The sequence below is a fragment of the Streptomyces sp. NPDC059567 genome (assembly GCF_042735655.1).
Lineage (GTDB): Bacteria > Actinomycetota > Actinomycetes > Streptomycetales > Streptomycetaceae > Streptomyces.
Genome location: NZ_JBHWBS010000006.1, coordinates 103,636 through 127,536 on the forward strand (window position 1 = coordinate 103,636; position 23,901 = coordinate 127,536).

The following is a 23,901-nucleotide window of genomic DNA, read 5'->3' on the forward strand; positions in this document are numbered from 1 at the left end:
CGTCACAGTCCCAACGTCGTACGGGCGTTGGTCCACGCGTCCGTGCAGTGCCGGGGGGATTCCCCTTTGGCCTGCGCGGCGGTGAACAGCCGGTCGATGTGCGCGTCGGTGAGGCAGCCGCACCGGCCGTGGGCGGACAGCACCGCGAGGAACGTCCGGTACACGGTGGTGTGGATCGTGCTGAGGGCTTCGCTGATGCTCTGCTCGGCCATGGCGATGCCGCGCTCCAGGTAGGCGGGCGAGCGGTACTTGTTCGTGGCACGAACCGTGCACGCGCGGCGCGTGCGGCCCGTCGTCCGAGCCGGCCTGGCATCACACCCTTGGTTTGTGAGGAAGTTCGGGGACGCCGGACGCTTCTCTGAGCGAACATAGAGAGGTGATCCGTCGGCAGTGTCGGGTGGGGGCGCAGATGGCTAAGCAGAGTCTGTCACGGCAGGAGTTGATCCGGAGGCAACGCAAGAGCGGACTGATCGGGCGCCAGGGGGAGCAGGCCGCCTTCAAGGACGCTCTGCAGCAGTCCCCGGAAGAAGCCTCACAGTTCCTCTTCCACATCCATGGCCCAGCGGGCGTGGGCAAGTCCACTTTGGTACGGCAGCTGCAATCGGTTGCCATCGACGCTGGGGCACTCACGGCCTACATCGATGAGTCGACAACCGACGCGGTCGAGGCGATGGAGGCTATCAGCTCACAGTTCAGCCAACACGGCGTTGAGATGAAGAGCTTCGACAAGCTCATGTCCAACTACAGGCAACGCCGACACGAAGCCGCCAGCACGTCCGCGAGCGGAGCACAAAGCGAGACGGCAGGAGCAGACCAAGGATTGGATCAACCGGTCCCGTCGCCGTCCAGCGTGATCGCCTCACAGCTTAGCCTTGCAGGACTGGGTCTAATCCCGGGAGTTGGGGCGTTCACCAGTGCTATGGACCCCAATCAGGTTGCGGCAGGCGCTGATCGGGTCAAGGCGCTATTGAGTACTCGGTTGCGTAGCCATGAGGACGTTCAACTTGTCCTGTCTCCCTTGCAAGGACTCACACCCGTGTTTCTTCAAGGCCTGGCAGATGCTGCGGAGCGTCGGCCCTGGGTGGTGTTGCTCTTCGACACCTATGAGCGCACCGGGCCGATGTTGGATGTGTGGCTCCGGGACATATTGGTCAGTGACAGGTACGGACAACTGCCGGCCAACGTCCTGGTAGTTCTCGCCGGGCAGTCTCGACCGGATTACCGATGCTGGGGCGACTGGCTTGACCTGATCACCGATCTTCAGTTGGAGGTGTTCACCGAGGCGGAGGCACGCCAACTGCTTGCCACCAAGGGAACAACCGATGAAAAGGTCATCCAGGTCATCTTGGAGCTATCCGGTCGGCTGCCCGTTTTGGTCTCGACCCTTGCCGAAGCCCGCCCCTCCAGCGTTGCTGATGTGGGGGACCCAAGCGGCACCGCCGTTGAGCGATTCCTAAGATGGGAGACAAGCCCGGCGCGCCGCGCCGCCGCCTTGGCCTGTGCGCTGCCACAAGAGCTCGACGAGGACATATACCGCACGATCGTGGACGACGGGGAGTCGGGGGCGCAGTTCAGCTGGCTTCAGTCAATGCCCTTCTTCATCAACCGCGTGGGGCGGGGTCATTACCACGAGGTTGTGCGCTCTGCGATGCTCCGCGTGCAACGCCAACAGTCTCCCATGCGCTGGATAGAACAACACTCCCGGCTGGCGGACGCCTTCCAGCAAAGACGACTTCAGCTAGAAGCTGGCCCCCCTCCAGCTGACGGATGGTGGGGGGACGAGCGGTGGCGTAATTACCAATTGCAGGAGACTTACCACCGAATCTGCGCAGATCATCGCGCAGCACTTCCTCGAGCCCTACGCGAGTTGGTCGATGCCCACGATCACGACATCAGCACCATGCGGAGATGGGCCCAGACCCTGATGCGGGCAGGTCAAGACGGCGATGCACCCGCTGTATGTAGGTGGGGAAGTGACCTACTGGCGGCCTTGGAGGGCCCTCGCCCTGGCATCACCGCGCTTACAATGCTACTGACCCGCGGTGGACTTGACGTGTCGGGGAGATGCCTCGCCTACATCCTGCGTGGCTGGGAAAATCGACGCGCTAATGAATACGAGCAAGCGCTAGCAGATTACACCACCGCAATTGAACTCGAACCGGTGGGGCGAGCCTTCCGTGGTCGGGGTGAAGTTAACCGGCTATCGGGCCGATACGAGGAAGCCTTAGCTGACTTCAATCGAGCAATCGAACTCGAGCCTGACGTCGCATGGGCCTTCGAAAGTCGTGGACAGGCTTATCGTGCCACGGGGCGGCAGGACGAAGCCCTAGCCGACCTGACCTTTGCCGTCGAACTTGAGCCTGAAAGCGCTTGGATCACTGCTAGTAGGGGCGAATACTATCGCCTTGCAGGGCGACACGAGGAGGCCATCGCCGACTTCTCTCGAACCGTGGATATTGATCCGGAATCTGGGTGGGCTATCGCCAGTCGCGGGCAGGTATACCATTCCATGGGGCGGCATGAGTTTGCCGTGGTCGACTTCTCTCGGGCCATCGAAATCGACCCCGAATACAGGTGGGCCATTACTAGTCGCGGGCTGACTTACCACGCCATGGGGCGATACGATGAAGCCCTGGCAGATTACTCGCGTGCCATCGAAATCGACCCCGAATACGCATGGGCAGTCGTCAATCGCGGCTTCACGTACCACGCCATGGGCGAGTATGAACAAGCCTTGGCCGACTACTCGCGGGCCATCGAAATCGACCCCGAATACGGGTGGGCCATCACTAGTCGCGGGCTGACTTACCACGCCATGGGGCGATACGATGAAGCCTTGGCAGATTGCTCGCGTGCCATCGAAATCGACCCCGAATATGCATGGGCAGTCGCCAATCGCGGCTTCACGTACCACGCCATGGGCGAGTATGAACAAGCCTTGGCCGACTACTCGCGGGCCATCGAAATCGACCCCGAATACAGGTGGGCCATTACCAATCGAGGTCGGACGTACGAGGAATTGGCTCGGTATGAGGATGCTGCAGCTGACTACTCTCGGGCCATTGAAATCGACCCCGAATATGGATGGGCGATTGCGCAGCGCGGCTACGCTTACCGCCTTGCGGGGCAGTATGGTGAAGCGCTAGTCGACTTTACCAGAGCCATCGAAATCGACCCTGAAAGCTCGTTCGCCATCACAAATCGAGGCGTAACCTATCGAAATTTGGGACGATATGATGAGGCCCTGATCGACCTAAGTCGCACTATTGAGCTCAATCCGGACGCCGGCTGGGGTCACTACGAAATGACGGTGGTGCTCTTCGCGCTGCGAGATCCGGGTCATGAAGTTTACTTCCGTCGGGTACTCGACATTTGCGGCCATTCCAGCGATGTAACCGACCGAGGCAACGTCTTCCTCGCAAATGTCCTAATGTCGGAGTGGCCTGAAGCGGAACGGGCCTTGATTGCCTTCATGGATGCCCAACCTACGAACGGCCAGATCGCCGAGTTGCTTACAGTAATGGGCACTCTGCAATCCGTGGTTCCTCTGCTTGGAGAGCAACTTTCACCTTTCTCCAGTCGGCTAGAGGCGGCGCTCAGGGCGCCGGCGGTAGGGCGCATGACTCCCCGCGGAGCCTCGACACCATGAGCCGGGCGCGTGGCCACTCGTGGACGGTTCCACGTCATCGCACCCGCGCTAGGGCTCTGACCTGGTAGAACGTTAGAGACGCGCGAGGTCTCCGGAGTCGTGCGTACGAACGGCGTCACGATTGCCACCTAAGCCCTGGCGCGACATGCTGGGCCGTCTCTGGGCCGTCCGAAGGCAGCCCAGGGGCACCATGGCCCACCGCTAACCACCGCATCTCGGCTGCTGCCACCTGGGGCAGCAGCAATCGATGGAGGCGAGCTGATGGGCTCGCCACTTCCTGCGCAACAAGAAGCAGGAGTGGGAGGAGTACCGCTCCGAGGTGACCGCCTTCGAGCTGCGGAAGAACCTGCCGGTGCTGTAGGCGCAGGTCAGAGGGGGTAGGGCCCCGGGTTCACGATCAGGGCCGACGGCTGACTGCCGCCGGCCCTGAGTCGTCTCGACCGCCCCTTGCTGCTCCGCACGAGGCGTCTGAGGACTCGGGCGACTGAGCCGAACCCTGCACGGATCGTCAAGCAACCGTGCATCGGTCGCACATTGCAGCCACCCCCGGATGGGTTTAATCGAGCTGGCCAACCGGCGGCGGTCCGCCGTGTACCACGACCGGCGAAGCCTCTTCCGCAACCAGGTCCGGTTCTGGCCCGCACCATCGACGCCTTGTCCACAGGGTTGAAGGGCTCGCGTTGCATTCGCTCGGTTTGGGTGAAAAGCCGATTGTGATCGGCCGTATGAGGGGGATCTTTTCGTGCGCCTGAACATCACCAAGTCCGTCCGCCGTGTCCTGAGTGCCGCCGGCGGTGCCCTGCTCATCTCGATGGCCCTGCCCGCCGGGCCCGCCTCCGCCGCCGACCTGTCCGAGTGGTACTGGCTGGCCAACTGGAACAGCGCCAAGTGTCTGGAAGTGGGCGGTTGGTCCACCGCCAACGGGGCCGGTGTCCACCAGTGGGACTGCCACGACGGAGACAACCAGAAGTGGAGGGGACCCCCTACGGCGCGGGGAGCCTCATCCTCAACCTTCACAGCGGCAAGTGCCTTGAGGTCAAGGGCTGGTCCACCGCCAACGGCGCCCAGATCGGTCAGTGGGACTGCCACGCCGGCGCCAACCAGCAGTGGACCATGCACTACGCGGGCGAATATCTGATGACCCTGGTCAACGTGAACAGCGGCAAGTGCCTGGAGATCGGCGGCTGGCGCACCGACAACGGCGCCCCGGCCACCCAGTGGGACTGCCACAACGGCCTGAACCAGCTCTGGTGGTACTGACCCGCGCTCCGAGGTGACCGTCTTCGAGCCGCGTAAGAACCTGTCGGCGCTGTAGGCGCAGGTCAGCGGGGGTACCTCGCCGAAACGACGGCTCAGGGCCGGCGGCGGTCAGCCGCCGGCCCCGAGTCGTCCCACCGGCTGCTGCACAGTGTTCTCAACCTCTCGACGGCAGCGGTGCTCAGAGACGGGTGACGTACGGCCCGCGACCGGACCGTACGGATCCACTGATCACCGCTCCCGAAGGGACCGATCAACCGATGACGCGCGCCCTGCTCGCCCTGACCGGCGGCCTCGCCGCCATGACCCTCGCCTTCGGACCCGCGCCGGGCCCCTGGGTCACCGAGGAGTTCCCGGCCGGCACCGCCCGGCTGATCGACGCCGAACGCATCGACGCGGACACCATCTGGACGGCGGGCTTCCGCAGATCCGGCGAAGGCAAGCAGCCGCTCCTGCGTCCCGTCCTGTTCGGCCGTGAGGACTCCTCGCGCCGCTGGAAGCGGATACCCACCCCGCTGGACGACGCCCCGACCCGCATCAACGCGATCGGCGCGAGTCCGGAGGGCGACGCCTGGCTCGTGGGCGATGCCGACCAGGGCACCCACACGATCCACACCGCGCACCGTGACGACACCGGCTGGAAGCTTGCGCCCGCGCCCCTGCCCGAGTCCGCGCTGAGCGGCGGTTTCCTGGGCGTGGACGCCGTGGACGAGGACGATGCGTGGGCGGTCGGCTGGACCCAGCCCGACGGTCCGCTCTTCACTTTCCACGGACTGATCGAGCGCTGGGACGGCGAGGCGTGGCGACAGGTGGCGCCACCCGCGCTCGACACCGACTACTGGTCGCTGTGGGGCATCACGGCGATCGCCCCGGACGACGTGTGGGCCGCCGGCGCCATCGGCACGCCGGAAGGACTCCGTCCTCTGCTGCTGCACTACGACGGCACGTCCTGGTCCCGGCAGTCCGCGCCCGAACTCGATTCCCTGGCGGCCGAGTTCACCGCGCTGGCCTCGAACGGGCCGAACGACGTCTGGGCCGTCGGCCGCGTCGAGCGCGGAGCGGACGGCAGGGACCACGGGCTGGTCGCACACTTCGACGGCACCCGGTGGAGCGTGGTCGACGCCCCCGTCGGCCAGGGGCGGCTCTACGGCGTGACCGTCGCACGGGACGGGGTCGCCGTGGTGGGCGACCAGAACGGAACCAAGCCCATCGGGGCGCGACTGCGGTACGGCCGCTGGCAGGCGCTGCGTCTCCCGGAGGTGGGCACCCAGGGCACGGCGGCCTCCGACGTCGTCACCACGGGCCGTTCCCTCACGGTCGTCGGGGTGGCCACGAACGAGCCGGCCGCGGGGGAGGAGGACGCCGGGACGCTTCCCTTCGCGATCAGGGGATTCTGAGCACGCGCCGCGTTCACGGCCGGAGGAGTCGTGGGGCCGCTAGAGTCGCGGCCATGGGGGCAATCGAGATCAAGTTCGACCCGCTGCCGGGCACGTGGTGCCACAGGCCGCTTCAGCAGCGGAGAGCGGTGGCGGCCGAAGCGGTTCCGCAGCCGGTGGCACCGGTTGCGGAACCGGGTGACCCGGGTCGTCGAACCCGTTCCGGAGTCGGCATGAGCACCGGAACCCGGGCCTGTGCGATGGTGGTCCTGTGACCAGCCTGGAGGATCTCGTCCGGCTGCGCCGGGCCCGTGACCTGATGGATCGCGAGTACGCGGAGCCGCTCGACGTGCCCGCGTTGGCACGGGTCGCGCTCATGTCGGCGGGGCACTTCTCCCGGAGCTTCCGGGCCGCCTTCGGCGAGACGCCGTACAGCTACCTGATGACGCGCAGGATCGAGCGGGCCAAGGCGCTGCTGAGGCGCGGGGACCTGTCGGTGACGGAGGTCTGCTTCGAGGTCGGCTGTACGTCGCTGGGGTCGTTCAGCTCACGCTTCACCGAGCTCGTCGGCGAGAGCCCCAGCGCCTACCGGGCCCGCGACCACGGCGACGGCGCCGCCATCCCGGCCTGCATCGCCAAGATCCACACGCGACCGGTCAGGAACGGAGAAGCGAAAGCCGACCCCCGCTCGTAGCGTGAACGCATGGACATCACACTCTCTCAGTGCTTCATCGCCGTCGACGACCACGACAAGGCGCTCGCCTTCTACCGGGACGCCCTCGGCCTGGAAGTGCGTAACGACGTCGGGTTCGAAGGGATGCGCTGGGTGACGCTCGGCGCCCCCTCGCAGCCCGATGTGGACATCGTCCTCGAACCGCCGCTGGCCGACCCGAACGCCTCGCCCGCCGACCGGGAGGCCATGGCGGAGCTGCTCGCGAAGGGCCTGCTGCGCGGTGTCATCTTCCGCACCGCCGACGTCGACGCCACCTTCGAGCGCGTCCGCGCCGCGGGCGGCGAGGTCCTGCAGGAGCCGGTCGACCAGCCGTACGGCGTCCGCGACTGCGCCTTCCGCGACCCGTCCGGGAACATGCTGCGTTTCACCCAGCCCCGCGGGCAGTGAGCCCACCGCCCGCCCACGCGGTGTCTTGATTCACGCCGTTGACGGTCCGTCGGGGGCGACGGAAACTGCCCCGATGAAGATCACCTCGTTCGTCACCGGGCGTCTGCTGCTGCACCCGCTCACCGTTGCCGAGGCCGAGCGGATCGTCGCGCAGGCGCCCGCCGCGGAGGACCGTTGGGCGCCGGGTTATCCGGCCGACGGCGACGTGGCCGGGGCACGTGGATTCCTCGGCGTGTGTGCCGCGCAGGGGGATCCGGGCGTGTTCGGGGCGTACGAGATACGGCGGCGGACGGACGGGGCCGCCGTGGGCGGGATCGGGTTCCACGGGCCGCCGGACGACGAGCGGTTCGTGACCGTCGGGTACGGGCTGATCCCGGACGTACGCGGCCTCGGGTACGCCACCGAGGCGCTGCGGGCCCTGCTCGAACTGGCCCGCGAGCAGGGCATCGCCGGCGCGAAGGGCGACGCCGACCTCCCGAACGTCGCCTCGCAGCGCGTGATGGAGGCGGCCGGGATGCGGTACGCGGGGGAGGACGAGCGGGTGCGGTACTACCGGGTGGACTTCACGCCGGTGGTCTGACCGCGGAGGGTGGCCCGAGTGTGGACGATGGTCTGCGCGCGGAGGGGGGTCCGACTATGGTCGGTGCCCCGACCGCGGAGGGTGGCCCGAGGGCGGACGGTGGTCTGCGCGCGGAGGGCGGTCCGACTACGGTCGGTGCCCCGACCGCGGTCGGTGGCCCGAGTGTGGACAGTGGTCTGCGCGCGGTCGGTGGCCCACCAGCACGTCGGCGTCGGAGAGCCCGCCGAGCCCCGCCCCCGTACCCCTCAGCGTTCCGACAGCTCCGCCGGTGCCTCCTGGACCACCCAGCTGTTGCCGTCCGGGTCCGAGAAGGCCATGAACGAGTTCCATGTCTCGCCCTTGCCCTCCTCCCAGCCCGTCCTGCCGACGTGCTGGACCGGGCTGACGTCCACGCCCCGGGCGACGAGTTCCTTGCGCGCCGCCTCGATGTCCGTGACGCAGAGCTGGAGGCCGTGCAGCGTGCCCGGGGTCATCTTCTTCGTGCCGGGCATCGCCGGCAGCCCGCTCTCCAGCGAGATCGAACAGCGCGACCCGGGCGGCGTGACCTGGATGACGCGGATGCCCGGCGAGACCTCGGAGTCGAGGTCGACCCTGAAGCCGCACTTCTCGCCGTAGAACTCCTTGGCCCGGTCCAGGTCGGTCACGGGCACCAGGACGACTTCGAGCGTCACGTTCATGCAGGGCTCCTCAGAAACGCCAGCGGGTCTGGCCGAAGGGGTCGCCCTTGGCGAAACCGAACACCGTGCGCGGTGCCACGGCGAACACCAGGGCCGTCCCACCGTCGCCCACGAACGCGCCGTCGCGCACCTCGAATCGCCAATCGTCGCCGTACTTCTCGACGTACGCCCTGGTCAGCGCCTGCAGCCGCGTCTCGTCGGTCACCCGAACGGCCGTACCTTCGACCACCAGATCGATGCCGTCGGCGAGCGAGGCGGTCCCGGTGGTGAGGACCACCTCCTGGTTCTCCTCCAGGTTGCGCGCCTTGCGCTCGCCGGGACCCGTGCAGAAGTGCAGCGCGCCCTCCGACCACACCGCGATCAGCGGCGTGACATGTGGGCGGCCGTCCGGGCGGACGGTGGTCAGCCAGAAGACCTCGGCCCCGGCGAGCCGCGCGGCGGCCTCGGACCACTCGGCGGCGTGGGCCTTCGGGTCGCTGAAGCGGGGGTCCAGAGTGGTCTCCGGGGCCATGGTGTCCTCCAGTGGGGGGCAGCGGTCCTACAAGGAAGACCGTGCACCGGCCCGGAACTCATCGCACGGCGGGCGTCCAGTGCAGCTTTCCGTCCAGACCCATCGCCGCGACTCCGTCCACGACCCCGCCGGGGGCGCCGGAGAACAGGAACTTCTCCAGCGTCCAGAGCGGCCGGGTGCCCGCGCTCGCCGCCGGGGCCGTCGCCAGGACGCCCGTACGGGAGCGGACCGCCAGCAGCCCCTGGCCGCCGCCCACCGGACCGAAGCCGGCGGCGCCGCCGGCCAGCTCGGTCACCGGAGAGGTGAGGGCGCCGCCGGAGAGGTCGGCCGTGCGCAGGTCGCCGGAGGCGGGCTTGCGGAACCAGAGCCGTACACCCTGCCCGTCCGGGACGGGGCTCGCGCTCAGCGCCAGCGTCGTCGCCGGCAGCCCGGTCCGCCGCGGCTCCGAGAGCGGCGCGCCGGGTCGCTGCTGCGACCAGGTGAGGACGGTCTTCGGCGTGCCGGCGAAGGCGTGGATCCGGCCCGCGCCGTCCGTCGTGGCCACCGGGTCGCCGAACAGGCCGTCGCCGCCCAGGGTGCGCCAGGGGCTCCACCCGCCGTCGGGGCCCTGCTCGCGCGCGGTCAGCCGGTGCCGGCTGTCGCGCAGCAGCACCGTCGCCCGGCCGGTGCCGTCCACGGCCACGGCCGGGGCGCTGATGTCGGAGGTGCCGCGGGCGTCGTTCCTCTCCGGCGTGCCGAGCGACCGCCACGGCCCGAACGCGCCGCCGGGCGCGGACTGCTCGGTCGTGACGACCTCACGGCCGTACGCCTGCGCCGAGGCGAGCGTCGTACGGGTGCCGAACACCGCGATCCGGCCGTCCCGGAGCCGTACGGAGGTCACTCCGCTGTCCAGACCGTCGCCCGGCAGCAGGTCCGGCCCCTGCCAGTCGCCGGCCCCGCCCGCGGGCTTCTTCCACACCGCGAGGCGCCCGTCGAGCACCGAGAAGGCGTGCAGACCCCCGCCGGTGTCGCGCTGCACCCAGGAGGTGGAGGTCCCGCGGGCGTAGCGGATGGTCTCGGTCCAGCCCCATCCGCCGGGGCGTCCCGCCACCTTCAGATCGCCGCAGCCGGCCGGGTCGGCGCAGTCGTTGACCTCGTCGACCCAGGCGTATGTCTTCAGGGTGCTCAGCTTGGCGCCGGCCGACGCGGGGTCGAGGGTGCGCGGCAGCGTGCCGGTGGGGTAGCCGAGGTAGTTCTGGACGCCGAAGTGCGGACGGCCGGTGGTGGTCGCGTACCGCGCGAGGGCGGCCTGCGCGAACCGGGCGCCGTACAGGTGGTCCTGGTGGTCGGTGTACGTCCCGGTCTCGGCGTTCCGGCCCGGGGTCGGGTCCTGCATCCGGACGAAGGTGGGCCGGAACCGCGAGAGGAGTCCGGCGAGGGTGTCGATCACCTGCTCCCTCGTGTACGAGAAGTCGGTGTCGACGGGGGTGCCGGCGGCGCGCTGCGACTCGAGGGACTCGACCCGGCCGTTCCACAGTCCGTTCAGGCTGTGCGGGCGATTGCCGGTGATGGAGCCGGCCTCGCGCATCTGCAGCCAGACCAGGCTTATCTGCGGCTTGGCGCGCAGGACGTCCAGCTCGGCGCGGGCGCCGCCGGCGGTGGGGATGACGACCCGGTCCCAGGGGCTGGTGCGGTTGCCGGTGGCCATCTCGGCGTAGGCGGCGCGTATGCCGTTCTGCCGGGCCTCGGCGAACGCGGCCTTGTCGGGCGCGGGGCGATGGGGGGCGCGGGGCCTGGCGTTGACGCCGTCCGACTCTCCGGAGGTCATGTATATGGAGGTCAGGGAGGCGCCCGAGCGTATGGACTGGGCCGTGTCCGGGTTCATGAAGTACAGGTCGTCGTCCGGGTGGGCCACGATCTGCGCCACGGCGACAGCGGGGGTGCGGACCGGCTTCGTCTCGCGCGCGGGGGCCGCCGCCTGACGCGACGGGCCGTCGGTCCCCTTCGACTCCTGGCTCGTCGGGGCTCCGGAGACGGTGCCGGAGGAGAGGTGGACCAGCCCCGCCAGAGAACCGCCCACGAGCGCGGTCGTCGTCAGGACGGAGACGAGCCGGGCGCGGGGCGTCAGGGAGGGGCGACGGAGACGGACACGCATCGACGGTATGCACTTTCGAAGGACGAACAGGGCCGGGGGCGGTGCTTCGGCCAGGAAGAGGGACTTTCAAGGAGTACGGTTCATCGGCCGCGAATAGTGAGCAATGTGCGTGACATCACGTGTGATCCTCTGCGAAGCGAAGGCGCAGAGTGGGGTGTTATGCCCTATTTCGTCAGTTCTGCCCCTCAGGGCGACCGCGTCCGCCGCTGCGGATAGGCTCGATCAAGGCCCCTCGGAAGAGCGGCCGGGCGGATGGGTGGAGGGAGTCGCGGAATGACGGTGCCGGGGCGCAGAGGCAGTACCTTCACCCGGCTGCTGCGGCACGGGTTCACCGATCCGTCCGCCGCCGAACGTCTGCTCGACGTCCCCGACCTCGCCGCGCTGCGCGACGACTCCGTGCTCCTCGACGCCCTCGGCGCGACCGCCGACCCCGACCTCGCCCTGCGCGGCCTGGTCCGGCTGGTCGAGGCGCAGCCCGACGAGGAGCGCCAGACCCTCAGCTCCACGCTGCTCTCGGCCAAGCCCTTCCGGGACCGGCTCCTCGGCGTGCTCGGCGCCTCCGAGGCGCTCGCCGACCATCTGACCCGGCACCCCAAGGACTGGCAGGCCCTCGTCACCTACGAGGCCGCCGATCTGCACCCCGGCGTCGCCGAGTTCGAGCGGGGCCTCGCCGAGGCCGTCGACACGGTCACCCTGCGCGTCGCCTACCGCCGCTGTCTCCTGGCCATCGCCGCCCGGGACGTCTGCGGCACCAGCGACGTCGCCCAGACCGCCGCGGAGCTGGCCGACCTCGCCACCGCGACGCTGCGCGCCGCGCTCGCCATCGCCCGCACCGCCGCCCCCGCCGACGCGGCCCACTGCCGGCTCGCCGTCATCGCCATGGGCAAGTGCGGCGGCCATGAGCTGAACTACGTCTCCGACGTGGACGTGATCTTCGTCGGCGAGGCCGTCGAGGGCGCCGACGAGGGCAAGGCGATGCAGGCCGCGACCCGGCTCGCCTCCCACCTCATGCGGATCTGCTCCGAGACGACCGTCGAGGGCACCATCTGGCCGGTCGACGCCAACCTCCGGCCCGAGGGCCGCAACGGCCCGCTGGTGCGGACCCTGTCGAGCCATCTCGCCTACTACCAGCGCTGGGCGAAGACCTGGGAGTTCCAGGCCCTGCTCAAGGCACGGGCGGTGGCGGGCGATCCGGAGCTGGGCGCCGAGTACATCGACGCCGTCTCCCCGCTGGTCTGGCAGGCCGCCGAGCGCGAGAACTTCGTCCCCGACGTGCAGAAGATGCGGCGCAGGGTCGTCGACAACATCCCGGCCGCCCAGGTCGAGCGCGAGCTGAAGCTCGGCCCCGGGGGCCTCAGGGACGTCGAATTCGCCGTCCAGCTCCTTCAGCTGGTGCACGGCCGCGGTGACGCGACGCTGCACAGCGGCACCACCCTGGACGCCCTCGCGGCGCTCGCCGCCGGCGGCTACGTCGGCCGCGCGGACGCGGCCCAGCTGGACGAGGCGTACCGCTTCCTGCGCGCCATGGAGCACCGCATCCAGCTCTACCGGCTGCGCCGCACCCATCTCGTCCCCGAGGGCGAGAGCGATCTGCGCCGGCTCGGCCGCTCGCTCGGCCTGCGCACCGACCCGGTCGCCGAGCTCAACAAGGAGTGGAAGCGGCACGCCTCGGTCGTCCGCCGGCTGCACGAGAAGCTCTTCTACCGGCCGCTGCTCGACGCCGTCGCCCAGCTCACTCCCGGCGAGACCCGGCTCAGCCCGAAGGCCGCCGGTCAGCGCCTCGAAGCGCTCGGGTACGCCGATCCCGTCGCCGCGCTGCGCCATCTGGAGGCCCTCTCCTCCGGGGTCACCCGCAAGGCCGCGATCCAGCGGACGCTGCTGCCGGTCCTGCTCGGCTGGTTCGCGGACTCGGCCGACCCCGACGCCGGGCTGCTGGGCTTCCGCAAGGTCTCCGACGCGCTCGGCAAGACCCCCTGGTACCTGCGGCTGCTGCGTGACGAGGGCGCGGCGGCCGAGAACCTCGCGCGGGTGCTCTCCGCCGGGCGGCTCGCCCCCGACCTATTGCTGCGCGCCCCCGAGGCGGTGGCGATCCTCGGCGACCCGGAGGGGCTGAAGCCACGCGGGCGGGAGCACCTGGAGCAGGAGATCCTCGCGGCGGTCGGCCGCGCCGACGGCGCCGAGCAGGCGGTCGCGGCGGCCCGTGGCGTACGGCGCCGGGAGCTGTTCCGTACCGCGGCGGCCGATCTCATCGGCTCGTACGGGACGGAGGACAACCCCCGCGAGGCGGATCCGGGCGCGCTGGTCGACCAGGTCGGCCAGGCCCTCACCGGCCTCAACGCGGCGACGATCGCGGGCGCGCTGAGGGCCGCCGTGCGCGAGGGGTGGGGCGACACGCTGCCGACCCGGTTCGCGGTCATCGGCATGGGCCGCTTCGGCGGGAACGAGCTGGGCTACGGCTCCGACGCCGACGTCCTGTTCGTGCACGAGCCGCGCGAGGGCGTCGACGAGCAGGAGGCGGCCCGGGCCGCGAACCAGGTCGTCACGGAGATGCGCAGACTCCTCCAGGTCCCCACGGCCGACCCGCCGTTGCTCATCGACGCGGACCTGCGGCCGGAGGGCAAGAGCGGCCCGATGGTCCGCACGCTGAAGTCGTACGAGGCCTACTACCGCCGCTGGTCCCTGGTCTGGGAGAGCCAGGCGCTGCTGCGCGCCGCGCCCATGGCGGGCGACGCGGACCTCGCCGCGCGCTTCATCGACCTGATCGACCCGCTGCGCTACCCGGCCGAGGGGCTCGGCGAGGACGCGGTGCGCGAGATACGGCGCCTGAAGGCCCGCATGGAGACCGAGCGTCTGCCGCGCGGCGCGGACCCGACGCTCCACGCCAAGCTCGGCCGGGGCGGGCTGAGCGACGTCGAGTGGACGGTCCAGCTGTTCCAGATGCGGCACGGCTGGGCCGAGCCGGGCCTGCGCACCACCCGTACCCGGGAGGCCCTGGCCGCCGCCCACGCGGCGGAGCTCCTCCCCACGGAGGAGGCCCAGATCCTCGACGAGGCATGGGTCCTGGCGACCCGCGTCCGCAACGCGGTGATGCTGGTACGCGGCCGCCCGGGGGACACCTTCCCCTCCGACGGCCGCGAACTGGCGGCGGTCGGACGGTACTTGGGCTACACCCCGGGCCATGTCGGCGAGATGGTGGACGACTACCGCCGCATCACGCGCCGGGCCCGCGCGGTCGTCGAGGAGCTCTTCTACGGGGCGTAGCGTCCGCATGGGCGGCTACGGGGTGTTCAGCAGCTTCCGGCAGTGCGCCAGGTATCCCGCGAGCGCCAGCTCGAAGGCCGCGTCCGCGCGGCCGTCGCCGATCGCGGCCAGCGCGCCCGCGAGTCTCGGGGTGGCCGTCTCGTCGGCGAGTTCCCACATGGCCTCGGGGGCGGCCATGTCGAGGGCCGAGCCGAGGACCAGGTTCTCCAGGGCGATGATCACCGGCATGACGTCGGGCAGGGCGAAGCCCGCGTCCAGGAGGAGGCCGACGGCTCGTTCGTACTGGAGGAGCACCTTCGGTGCGCGGACCGGTGACGTGGTGAGCAGCGGGATGGCCCGCGAGTGCGCGGCGAAGGCGGCGCGGTAGGAGCGGGCCCAGGCCGCCATGGCCGCGTCCCAGGGGTCCCGGTCGAGGGTGCCACCGTCGATGGCGTCGCAGACCCGCTCGCGCAGGAGCTCCACGATCCCGTCCCGGCCGTCCACATGGTGGTACACCGAAGCCGTCCGGGTGCCGAGCCGCCGCGCGATCTGCGGGACGCTGAAGTCGCCCTGCTCGTCCACGAGTTCGAGCGCCGTCGTGGTGATGCGCTCCCGGTCGAGCAAAGGGGTCCGCGGCCGTCCCATGTACCCGCTCTCTCTGTGAGGTCTTCCCGTACGCCGTGACGGAGGCTACATTGCCGCAAACCGAAAGCCTTTAGGTTTCCTTTCGCGGAAGGGCTTCCCCTCCCATGTCCTCATCCACCTCCGACGCGCCCAAGGGGCTGAGAACCGGCACCCTCTCCACCGCCGACATCTCCTTCTTCGTCGTCTCCGCCGCCGCCCCGCTCACCGTCATGGCAGGCGTCGCCCCCATCGCCGTCGTCCTCGGCGGCATCGGCGCACCCGCCGGCTATCTCCTGGCCGGTATCACCCTGGCGGTCTTCGCCGTCGGATTCACCACCATGAGCCGCCACGTCAAGAGCGCCGGCGCCTTCTACGCCTACATCACCCGCGGACTCGGCAAGCCCGTCGGCATCGCCGCCGCCCTGCTCGCCATGCTCGGCTACAACGGCATGGAGATCGGCGTCTACGGACTGCTCGGCACCGCCACCGCCGACACCGCGCAGGCCCTCTGGGGCGTCGACGTCCCCTGGCTGCCCGTCTCCCTCGCCGGGCTCCTGCTCATCTGGTACGGCGGCTTCCGGTCCATCGACTTCGGCGCCAAGGTCCTCGGCGTCCTGCTCGTCGCCGAGACCGGCATCCTCGTCCTGCTCGCCGGCGGCGTGCTCCTCGACGGCGGCGCGGCCGGGCTCTCCCTCGCCTCGTTCACGCCCGGCAACGTCCTCGTCCCCGGCAGCGCGGCCGTCCTCGCCTTCGCATTCGCCGCCTTCACCGGCTTCGAGTCGACCGTCATCTACCGCCGCGAGGCCCGCGACCCGAACCGGACCGTCCCCCGCGCCACCTACATCGCCGTCACCTTCCTCGGCCTCTTCTACGCCTTCGTCGTCTGGACCGTCATCCAGGCCTTCGGCGACGACAAGGTCGTGCAGGCCGCGGCCGACGACCCCGGCGGCCTCTTCTTCGCCGCCATCACCACCTATGTGGGCGCCTGGGCGGCCGACCTGATGCACCTCCTCATCGTCACCAGCGTCCTCGCCTCGCTCCTCGCCTTCCACAACGCGATCAACCGCTACGGGCTCGCGCTCGCCGAGGAGGGCGTCCTGCCCAAGGCCCTCGGCCGCGTCCACCCCCGCCACCGCTCCCCGTACGTCGCCGGCATCCTGCAGACCGCCCTCGGCGCGGCCGTCGTCCTCGCCTTCGCGGCCGCGGGAGCCGACCCGTACCAGCAGCTCCTGCTCTGGGTGAACACCCCCGGCATGATCGGTCTGATGGTCCTCCAGCTGCTCGCCGCGCTCGCCGTGCCGCTGTTCTTCCGCCGGATCAGCCACGACGAGGGCCCGCTGCGCACCGTGGTCGCCCCCGTCACCGCCTTCGTCCTGCTCGCCGGGGCGATCACGCTCGTCGCCCTCAACGTCGAGCTGTTCACCGGCGCCTCCGCCACCGTCAACACCGTCCTGCTCGCCCTCGTCCCCGCCGTCTTCGTCCTCGGACTCCTGCTCGCCTTCCGGCTGCGCCGTACGCGCCCCGAGGTCTACGCGAACTTCGCCGCGGAGCCCGAGACCGCGCAGCCCGAGACCGCGCAGCCCGAGACCGTGCAGCCCCACACCGCAGCGCCCGAAACCGAGAAGCCCGCAGAAGGAGCACCGTCGTCGTGTCCGCACCCGACCTCGTCCTCGTCAACGCCCGTGTCCGCGAGCCCGAGCTCACCGGCGCCACTGCCGTCGCCGTCCGCGACGGACTGATCACCGCAGTCGGCGACGACACCGACGCCCGCGCCTGGCGCGGCCCGGGCACCGAGACGGTCGACCTCGGCGGCGCCACCCTCACCCCCGGCCTCACCGACGCCCACAGCCACCCCGTCTGGGGCCTGGAGATGTTCACGGGCACCGACCTCTCCGGCGTGCACGACCTCGACGAACTGCGCGCGGTCCTCGCCACGGCCGAGCGCCGCGACGGCTGGATCATCGGCGTCGCCCTCGACCACAACGTCTTCGGCGGCCGGCCGATCCACCGCGAGCTCGTCGAGGACGTCCTCGGCGGCGCCCCCGCCTTCCTGCGGCTCTACGACGGCCACTCCGCCCTCGCCAGCGAGGCGGCCCTGAAGGCCGCGGGCATCCACGGTCCGCGCGCCTTCGAGCAGCGCTCCGAGATCGTCTGCGACGGCGAGGGACGGCCCACCGGCCATCTGATCGAGCACGCCGCCATGGACCTCATGACGCCCGTGCTCCCCGCCCAGCCCTACGCCGAGCGGCGCGACCGGCTCGTCGAGCTGCTGACCTCCATGGCCGCCACCGGGCTGACCGGCGCCCACGTCATGGACCTCGGCGGCCAGGACGTCCCCGGGCTGCTCACCGCCCTGGAGGCGGACGGTGACCTTCCGCTACGGCTGCGGCTCGCGCCCTGGTGCATGCCCGGCGCCACCGCGGCGGAGCTGGACGAGCTGGTCCGGCTCCAGGAGAGGTCCGGGCGGCTGTGGCGGGTCGGCGGGGTGAAGTTCTTCATGGACGGCACCGTCGAGGGCGGTACCGCCTGGCTGGAGCACGCCGACTGTCACGGCCAGGGCACCGACGCCTTCTGGCCCGACCCGGCCGCGTACTCCGCCGCCGTACGCCACCTCCACGAGGCCGGCGTCGGCACCGCCACCCACGGCATCGGCGACGCGGCGGTCCGGCACGTCCTCGACACCGTGGCGGCACTGGGTGCCGGTGGCCCGCGGCACCGGATCGAGCACATCGAGACCGTCCCGGACGGCGAGCGCGGCCGCTTCGCCGCACTCGGCGTCGTCGCCTCGATGCAGCCCCCGCACACCGCCTACACCCGCGCCGACCACACGGACGAGTGGTCCAAGCGGCTCGGTGACGAGCGGGCGGACCGCGCCTGGCGCTGCCGGGACCTGCGGGACGCGGGCGCGTACCTCGCGCTCGGCTCGGACTGGCCGATCGCCCACCACGACGCCCGTCAGGTCCTGGCCACCGCCCAGGCCCCGCGCGGCGCCGCCTCCGCCCGCCCGGGCCTGAGCGGCCTCATGGCGCTGGAGGGCATGACCACGCACGCGGCGGTCGCGGCGGGCGAGGAGCGGGTCGCGGGGCGGATAGCCCCGGGGTACCGGGCTGATCTGACCGCCTTCACGGTCGACCCGGTGACGGCGCCCGCCGACGAGACCGCGCGGGCGCCGATCCGGCTCACGACGGCCGGCGGCCGGATCACCTACCGGAGCTGACCTTCGAGGAGGCACGCGCGCGGTCCGTCTCCGGCTGCTCCCCGGAGCCCGGGGGTGGACCGCCCTGCGCCACCGGTGCGGGCGTTTCCACCAGCTTGGGAAGGCGCTGGGGCAGCGCGCCGTACCAGAAGTAGGAGACGGCGAAGCCGAAGGCCAGGCAGATCATGCCGCCCACCGCGTCCAGCCAGAAGTGGTTGGCGGTGGCGACGATCACGACCAGGGTCGCGGCCGGGTAGAGCAGACCGAGGATGCGCGCCCAGGGCGCCGAGGCCAGCGCGAAGATGGTCAGACCGCACCACAGCGACCAGCCGATGTGCATCGACGGCATCGCCGCGTACTGGTTCGACATGTGCTTGAGGTCGCCCGAGGCCATCGAGCCCCAGGTGTGGTGCACCAGGACCGTGTCGACGAAGCTCTGGCCGTTCATGAGCCGGGGCGGCGCGAGCGGATACAGGTAGTAACCGACCAGCGCCACGCCGGTGGTGGCGAACAGGACCGTACGGGACGCGGCGTAACGGCCCGGCTGCCATCGGTACAGCCACACGAGCACACCGATCGTCACGACGAAGTGCAGCGTGGCGTAGTAGTAGTTCATCGACACGATCAGCCATGTCACCGAATTGACGGCATGGTTGACGGTCTGCTCGAAGGCCAGCCCGAGGGACTTCTCCACGTCCCAGATCCAGTCGGCGTTCTTCAGCGCCTGGGCCTTCTGCTCCGGTACCGCGTTGCGGATGAGGGAGTAGGTCCAGTAGCTGACGCCGATCAGCAGGATCTCGAACCAGATCCTGGGGCGTCGGGGCGCGCGAAGGCGTGCCCGCACTCCGCCACCGTCCGACATGGGTGACGGGGCGGCCGCCGTCCGGCCTTCCAAACTCTTCACGGTCGATTCACCCATAGGAGGAGAGTCTGCCAGATCCACGCCCCCCGTCCGATCATCCCTCGGACGGGTTCGGGGCGCACACGCTCCATCCTGAGAGGGAGCCCTGGCTCAGTGGTTTCCCTGATGCGGCGCAGAAGCGGTTGAACCGCGAACGACCAGCTCAGGCATGAAGACGAACTCGCTGTGCGGGGCCGGGGTTCCCCCGACCTCCTCCAGCAGGGCGCGGACCGCGGCCTGCCCCATCGCCTGCACGGGCTGGCGGATGGTGGTGAGCGGCGGATCGGTGAACGCTATGAGGGGCGAGTCGTCGAAGCCGACGACGGAGACGTCCTTGGGGACCTGGAGCCCCTGCTGGCGAGCGGCCCGGATGGCACCGAGTGCCATCATGTCGCTCGCGCATACGACGGCCGTGCAGCCGGCGGAGATCAGGGCGCCGGCGGCGGCCTGCCCGCCCTCCAGGGTGTAGAGCGAGTGCTGGATCAGCTTCTCGGACTCCTCGGGGGTGAGCCCGAGCCGCTCCTTCATCCCGCGCTGGAACCCCTCGATCTTGCGCAGCACGGGCACGAAGCGCTTCGGCCCCACCGCGAGCCCGATCCGGGTGTGCCCGAGCGCGGCCAGATGCGTCACGGCCAGCTGCATCGCGGCCCGGTCGTCGGGCGAGACGAAGGGCGCCTGCACCTTGGGCGAGAAGCCGTTGATGAGGACGTACGGGACGCCCTTGCCGCGCAACTGGTCGTAGCGCGTCATGTCGGCGGTGGTGTCGGCGTGGAGCCCGGAGACGAAGATGATCCCCGAGACGCCCCGCTCGACCAGCATGTCGGTGAGCTCGTCCTCGGTGGACCCGCCCGGGGTCTGGGTGGCGAGGACGGGGGTGTAGCCCTGACGTGTCAGGGCCTGCCCGATGACCTGCGCGAGCGCGGGAAAGATCGGGTTGTCCAGTTCGGGGGTTATCAGCCCGACGAGCCCGGCACTGCGCTGACGCAGTCGTACGGGCCGCTCGTATCCGAGGACGTCGAGTGCGGCAAGCACGGATTCACGGGTGGCCGCGGCCACACCGGGCTTGCCGTTGAGCACGCGGCTGACTGTGGCTTCACTGACCCCCGCCTGGGCTGCGATGTCGGCAAGCCGCGCGGTCATGGGATTGGACTGTACCGGTCGCACGTCAGATTGCCCACCAAACGCAGGAGTCGGCGGGAACCCGGACGTTGCGCCCATCGGCGGAGCGGTCCGTGAACTCGCCCGCGGGGGAGGGCAGTACGGGGCCGGAGCCCTCGCTTCCCCCGCTGCCACGGGTACTTTCGGCCACCGGGCCGCCGTCCTGCGCGGCCGCCGTCGCGCGGGGCTCGCTGCTCAGGAGCGGCCTCCCGGCGAACGGAAGAACCACCTCCCGCGCCGTCGTGTTGAGGACGACCGCCACGTCACCTTCCCCGGAGCGTCGGCGGAAGGCCAGCACCCCCTCCGGGAGGGCGTCCAGCCACTCCACCGCGTCGCCCGCGCCCAGGGCGGGGTGCTCCCTGCGCAGCCGCAGCGCGCGCCGGTAGAGCTCCAGGGTCGAGGACGGGTCCCCGGACTGGGCGGCGACGCTGAGAGCAGGCCACTCCGGGGGCTGAGGGAGCCAGGAGCCGGCCGGACCGAAGCCGTACGACGGGCCCTCGGCCGTCCACGGCAGCGGGACCCGGCAGCCGTCGCGCAGCCCGTCCTGGCCGTCGCCGCGCCAGAACGCCGGGTCCTGGCGGAGCTCGTCCGGCAGGTCGGCGACCTCGGGCAGGCCCAGCTCCTCGCCCTGGTAGACGTAGGCCGAGCCGGGCAGCGCCAGCATCAGCAGGGCCGCCGCCCGAGCGCGCTCCAGGCTTCCGTACCGCGTGGTGTGCCGCACGACGTCGTGGTTGGAGAGCACCCAGGTCGTCGGCGCGCCCACCGATGCCGTCGCGCGGAGCGAGGCGTCCACGACCGACCGCAGCTCCTCCGCGTCCCACGGGCAGTTCAGGAACTGGAAGTTGAACGCCTGGTGCAGCTCGTCGGGGCGTACGTACAGGGCGAGCCGCTCCGGCGTCGGCGCCCAGGCCTCCGCCACCCCGATGCGGTCGGGGCCGTACGACTCCAGGAGCCGGCGCCAGCCGCGGTGGATCTCGTGCACCCCGTCCTGGTCGAAGAAGGGCAGCCGCTGGGTGCCGATCAGCTTCGCCTGCTGCCCGCGTCCGATGTCCGGCAGGCCCTCCGCCTTGACCATGCCGTGGGCGACGTCGATCCGGAAGCCGTCCACCCCCAGGTCCAGCCAGAAGCGGAGCACGGAGTCGAACTCGGCCCGTACCTCCTCGTTCGTCCAGTCCAGGTCCGGCTGCTCGGGCGCGAAGAGGTGCAGGTACCAGGAGCCGTCCGCGACCCGCGTCCACGCCGGGCCGCCGAAGACGGACCCCCAGTCGTTGGGGGGCTCCGCGCCGTCCGCGCCCCGTCCGGGCCGGAACACGTACCGCTCCCGGCCCGTCCCGGCGAGCGCGGCCTCGAACCAGGGGTGCCGCTCCGAGGTGTGGTTCGGGACGATGTCCACGATGACCCTCAGACCGAGCCCGTGCGCCGCGCGCACCAGGTCGTCGGCGTCCGCCAGGTCCCCGAAGAGCGGGTCCACCGCCCGGTAGTCCGCCACGTCGTAGCCGCCGTCGGCTTGCGGGGAGGCGTAGAACGGCGTCAGCCACACCGCGTCCGCGCCGAGACCGGCGATGTGCGGCAGCCGCTCCCGCACCCCGCGCAGGTCCCCGATCCCGTCGCCGTCGCTGTCCGCGAAGGAGCGGACGTACACCTGGTAGATGACGGCGTCCCGCCACCAGCCGGTGGGGCTGTCGCAAGGACTTGCAAGGTTCGACGGCGACGGTGAGGTGAGCTCGTGGGCCATGTGCGGTGCCCCTCTCGCGTGTTCCGGATGTGGGTCGTCTTCCTGCCCAACGAGGTCAAAGCGGACATGAAACGGGCCTGCAAGCGGTGATGAAAAGGTTTGCAGGCCGTCCTGCGCCCCGCAAGAGGCCCTCCTATCCCGCTGTCAAGCGACTCGTCGGCAACCTTCAGGACACGCCGATGTAACGATCCCCGCTCCTTGCAGAAAGTTCTCGCAAGCTCTTTCGGCTCGTTTTCATCCCTGTTACGTTCCTGGCAACCCGGCGCGCCGCGAGGGAGCGGTCGCATGAGGCAGGTTCCAGCCCCTCGTCCCCCCGGGATCAGTTGAAGGAGTTCACATGCGGCGTGGCATAGCGGCCACCGCGCTGGTCGCGGCCCTGGGCGTGACCCTGGCGGCGTGCGGAAGCGATGACGGCAACAGCGGCGGCTCGAAGGGCTCGGGCGAGCTCTCCGGCACCGTGACCTGGTGGGACACCTCCACGGTGGGCAGCGAGGACAAGGTCTTCAAGAAGCTGGCCGAGGACTTCACGAAGAAGCACCCCAAGGTCACCGTCAAGTACGTGAACGTGCCGTTCGGTGAGGCTCAGAACAAGTTCAAGAACGCCGCCCAGTCCGGCAGTGGCGCCCCCGACGTGATCCGCTCCGAGGTCGCCTGGACCCCGGACTTCGCGAACCTCGGCTACCTCGCGCCGCTCGACGGCACCGCCGCGCTGAAGGACGACAAGGACTTCCTCAAGCAGGCGTCCGCCTCCACCAAGTACAACGGCAAGACCTACGGCGTCCCGCAGGTCATCGACTCCATGGGCATCTTCTACAACAAGAAGATCTTCAAGGACGCCGGCGTCGACGTCCCCAAGAGCGTCGACGAGCTCAAGTCCGTCGCCACCAAGATCAAGGAGAAGACCGGCAAGACCGGTCTCTACCTGCGCGGCGACGACGCCTACTGGTTCCTCTCCTTCCTCTACGGCGAGGGCGGCGACATGGCCAACGCCGAGCAGAAGAAGATCACCATCGACAACGCCGCCGGCGTGAAGGCCTTCTCCACCGTGAAGGACCTGGTCGACTCGAAGGCCGCGATCACCGACGCGACCAACGGCTGGGACAACATGCAGGCCGCCTTCAAGGACGGCAAGGTCGCGATGATGATCAACGGCCCGTGGGCCGTCTCCGACACCTACGCGGGCAAGGAGTTCGCCGACAAGGCGAACCTCGGCATCGCGCCGGTCCCCGCCGGCTCCGCCGGCCAGGGCGCCCCGCAGGGCGGCCACAACCTCGCCGTGTACGCGGGCTCCAAGAACCTGGACGCCTCCTACGCCTTCGTCGAGTACATGACCTCCGTCGAGGCGCAGACCACCGCCGCCAAGGAGCTCAGCCTGCTCCCGACCCGCGAGTCCGTCTACGTCAAGCCGGACGTCGCGAGCAACGAGATGATCGGCTTCTTCAAGCCGGTCGTCGAGAAGGCCGTCGAGCGCCCCTGGATCCCCGAGGGCGGCAGCCTCTTCGCGCCGCTGCAGACCGAGTACACCAAGGTCCTCACCAACCAGGCCACCCCGGAGCAGGGCGCCAAGGCGACGGGTGACGCCTACCGCAAGCTCCTGAAGGACTGGAAGTAACAAGGAAGGCAGGCCGGCTGATGGCTGTGGACACCAGCAGCCAGTCGGCGGTGAAGGGCGCCGGGGGGCGCGCCGCCCCCCACCCCCCCCCGCCCAAGCCCACCCCCGCGCAACCCTCGGCGCCCACCCAC

At 70.2% G+C, this 23,901-nt stretch carries 17 protein-coding genes and 3 pseudogenes; 12 read left to right on the forward strand and 8 right to left on the reverse strand.

Going from position 1 to position 23,901, the window contains the following annotated elements:
• Window positions 1–2: 2 nt before the first annotated feature.
• Window positions 3–248, reverse strand: a pseudogene (locus ACFVZW_RS05440) (DNA primase); the annotation flags it as partial.
• A 161-nt stretch (window positions 249–409) separates the two neighbouring features.
• On the opposite strand from ACFVZW_RS05440, the gene ACFVZW_RS05445 reads away from it, so the two are divergent.
• From ACFVZW_RS05445 to ACFVZW_RS05480, 8 genes and pseudogenes are all read left to right on the forward strand, one after another.
• Window positions 410–3,649 carry a tetratricopeptide repeat protein gene (locus tag ACFVZW_RS05445; RefSeq protein WP_384517049.1) on the forward strand — a complete coding sequence of 1,080 codons (3,240 nt, stop codon included), beginning with the start codon at window positions 410–412 and terminating at the stop codon, window positions 3,647–3,649.
• Between the two features lie 274 nt (window positions 3,650–3,923).
• Window positions 3,924–4,010: pseudogene (locus ACFVZW_RS05450) on the forward strand (glutamine synthetase); the annotation flags it as partial.
• A gap of 450 nt (window positions 4,011–4,460) precedes the next feature.
• Window positions 4,461–4,586, forward strand: a pseudogene (locus ACFVZW_RS05455) (hypothetical protein); the annotation flags it as partial.
• A 32-nt stretch (window positions 4,587–4,618) separates the two neighbouring features.
• On the forward strand, window positions 4,619–4,909 hold the full coding sequence (locus ACFVZW_RS05460) for an RICIN domain-containing protein (protein ID WP_384517051.1): 291 nt from the start codon (window positions 4,619–4,621) through the stop codon (window positions 4,907–4,909).
• Window positions 4,910–5,166: 257 nt separating this feature from the next.
• The gene (locus tag ACFVZW_RS05465; protein WP_384517054.1) at window positions 5,167–6,303 is read left to right on the forward strand and encodes a hypothetical protein; all 1,137 of its coding nucleotides are present in this window, start codon (window positions 5,167–5,169) and stop codon (window positions 6,301–6,303) included.
• Between the two features lie 250 nt (window positions 6,304–6,553).
• Window positions 6,554–6,976: a helix-turn-helix domain-containing protein gene (locus tag ACFVZW_RS05470; protein WP_384517056.1), complete on the forward strand. Its 423-nt coding sequence runs from the start codon at window positions 6,554–6,556 to the stop codon at window positions 6,974–6,976.
• 9 nt (window positions 6,977–6,985) lie between these two features.
• Window positions 6,986–7,402, forward strand: a complete 417-nt coding sequence (locus ACFVZW_RS05475) for a VOC family protein (protein ID WP_384517059.1) — start codon at window positions 6,986–6,988, stop codon at window positions 7,400–7,402.
• A 73-nt stretch (window positions 7,403–7,475) separates the two neighbouring features.
• Window positions 7,476–7,982, forward strand: coding sequence for a GNAT family N-acetyltransferase (locus tag ACFVZW_RS05480; protein ID WP_384517061.1), 507 nt, complete (start codon window positions 7,476–7,478; stop codon window positions 7,980–7,982).
• A gap of 245 nt (window positions 7,983–8,227) precedes the next feature.
• Here ACFVZW_RS05480 and ACFVZW_RS05485 read toward each other — a convergent pair whose 3' ends face one another.
• The 3 genes from ACFVZW_RS05485 to ACFVZW_RS05495 are packed head-to-tail and all read right to left on the reverse strand — an operon-like array spanning window position 8,228 to window position 11,304.
• Complete coding sequence (locus ACFVZW_RS05485) at window positions 8,228–8,659, reverse strand: VOC family protein (RefSeq protein ID WP_384517064.1); 432 nt, start codon at window positions 8,657–8,659, stop codon at window positions 8,228–8,230.
• Window positions 8,660–8,669: 10 nt separating this feature from the next.
• The gene (locus ACFVZW_RS05490; protein WP_384517067.1) at window positions 8,670–9,170 is read right to left on the reverse strand and encodes a pyridoxamine 5'-phosphate oxidase family protein; all 501 of its coding nucleotides are present in this window, start codon (window positions 9,168–9,170) and stop codon (window positions 8,670–8,672) included.
• Between the two features lie 58 nt (window positions 9,171–9,228).
• Window positions 9,229–11,304, reverse strand: a complete 2,076-nt coding sequence (locus tag ACFVZW_RS05495) for a PIG-L family deacetylase (protein ID WP_384517070.1) — start codon at window positions 11,302–11,304, stop codon at window positions 9,229–9,231.
• Between the two features lie 273 nt (window positions 11,305–11,577).
• Between ACFVZW_RS05495 and ACFVZW_RS05500 the strand changes: the two genes are divergently transcribed.
• Window positions 11,578–14,565, forward strand: coding sequence for a bifunctional [glutamine synthetase] adenylyltransferase/[glutamine synthetase]-adenylyl-L-tyrosine phosphorylase (locus tag ACFVZW_RS05500; protein ID WP_384517073.1), 2,988 nt, complete (start codon window positions 11,578–11,580; stop codon window positions 14,563–14,565).
• 15 nt (window positions 14,566–14,580) lie between these two features.
• Here the strand turns inward: ACFVZW_RS05500 and ACFVZW_RS05505 are convergent, their stop codons facing one another.
• Window positions 14,581–15,189 carry a TetR/AcrR family transcriptional regulator gene (locus ACFVZW_RS05505; protein WP_384517076.1) on the reverse strand — a complete coding sequence of 203 codons (609 nt, stop codon included), beginning with the start codon at window positions 15,187–15,189 and terminating at the stop codon, window positions 14,581–14,583.
• A 104-nt stretch (window positions 15,190–15,293) separates the two neighbouring features.
• On the opposite strand from ACFVZW_RS05505, the gene ACFVZW_RS05510 reads away from it, so the two are divergent.
• Both ACFVZW_RS05510 and ACFVZW_RS05515 read left to right on the forward strand, forming a co-directional pair.
• Complete coding sequence (locus tag ACFVZW_RS05510) at window positions 15,294–16,907, forward strand: APC family permease (RefSeq protein ID WP_384517079.1); 1,614 nt, start codon at window positions 15,294–15,296, stop codon at window positions 16,905–16,907.
• Complete coding sequence (locus ACFVZW_RS05515) at window positions 16,817–18,385, forward strand: amidohydrolase (protein WP_384517082.1); 1,569 nt, start codon at window positions 16,817–16,819, stop codon at window positions 18,383–18,385. The genes ACFVZW_RS05510 and ACFVZW_RS05515 overlap by 91 nt, the downstream gene beginning before the upstream one ends.
• Here the strand turns inward: ACFVZW_RS05515 and ACFVZW_RS05520 are convergent.
• The 3 genes from ACFVZW_RS05520 to ACFVZW_RS05530 form a co-directional block, all read right to left on the reverse strand.
• Entirely contained in the window at window positions 18,369–19,283 is a 915-nt protein-coding gene (locus ACFVZW_RS05520; RefSeq protein ID WP_384517085.1) for a phosphatase PAP2 family protein, read from the reverse strand. The genes ACFVZW_RS05515 and ACFVZW_RS05520 overlap by 17 nt on opposite strands.
• Before the next feature lie 93 nt (window positions 19,284–19,376).
• Window positions 19,377–20,405 carry a LacI family DNA-binding transcriptional regulator gene (locus tag ACFVZW_RS05525; RefSeq protein ID WP_362371011.1) on the reverse strand — a complete coding sequence of 343 codons (1,029 nt, stop codon included), beginning with the start codon at window positions 20,403–20,405 and terminating at the stop codon, window positions 19,377–19,379.
• 25 nt (window positions 20,406–20,430) lie between these two features.
• Complete coding sequence (locus ACFVZW_RS05530; RefSeq protein WP_384517088.1) at window positions 20,431–22,158, reverse strand: alpha-amylase family glycosyl hydrolase; 1,728 nt, start codon at window positions 22,156–22,158, stop codon at window positions 20,431–20,433.
• A 337-nt stretch (window positions 22,159–22,495) separates the two neighbouring features.
• On the opposite strand from ACFVZW_RS05530, the gene ACFVZW_RS05535 reads away from it, so the two are divergent.
• The gene (locus ACFVZW_RS05535; RefSeq protein ID WP_329121281.1) at window positions 22,496–23,770 is read left to right on the forward strand and encodes an extracellular solute-binding protein; all 1,275 of its coding nucleotides are present in this window, start codon (window positions 22,496–22,498) and stop codon (window positions 23,768–23,770) included.
• Window positions 23,771–23,901 lie beyond the last annotated feature (131 nt).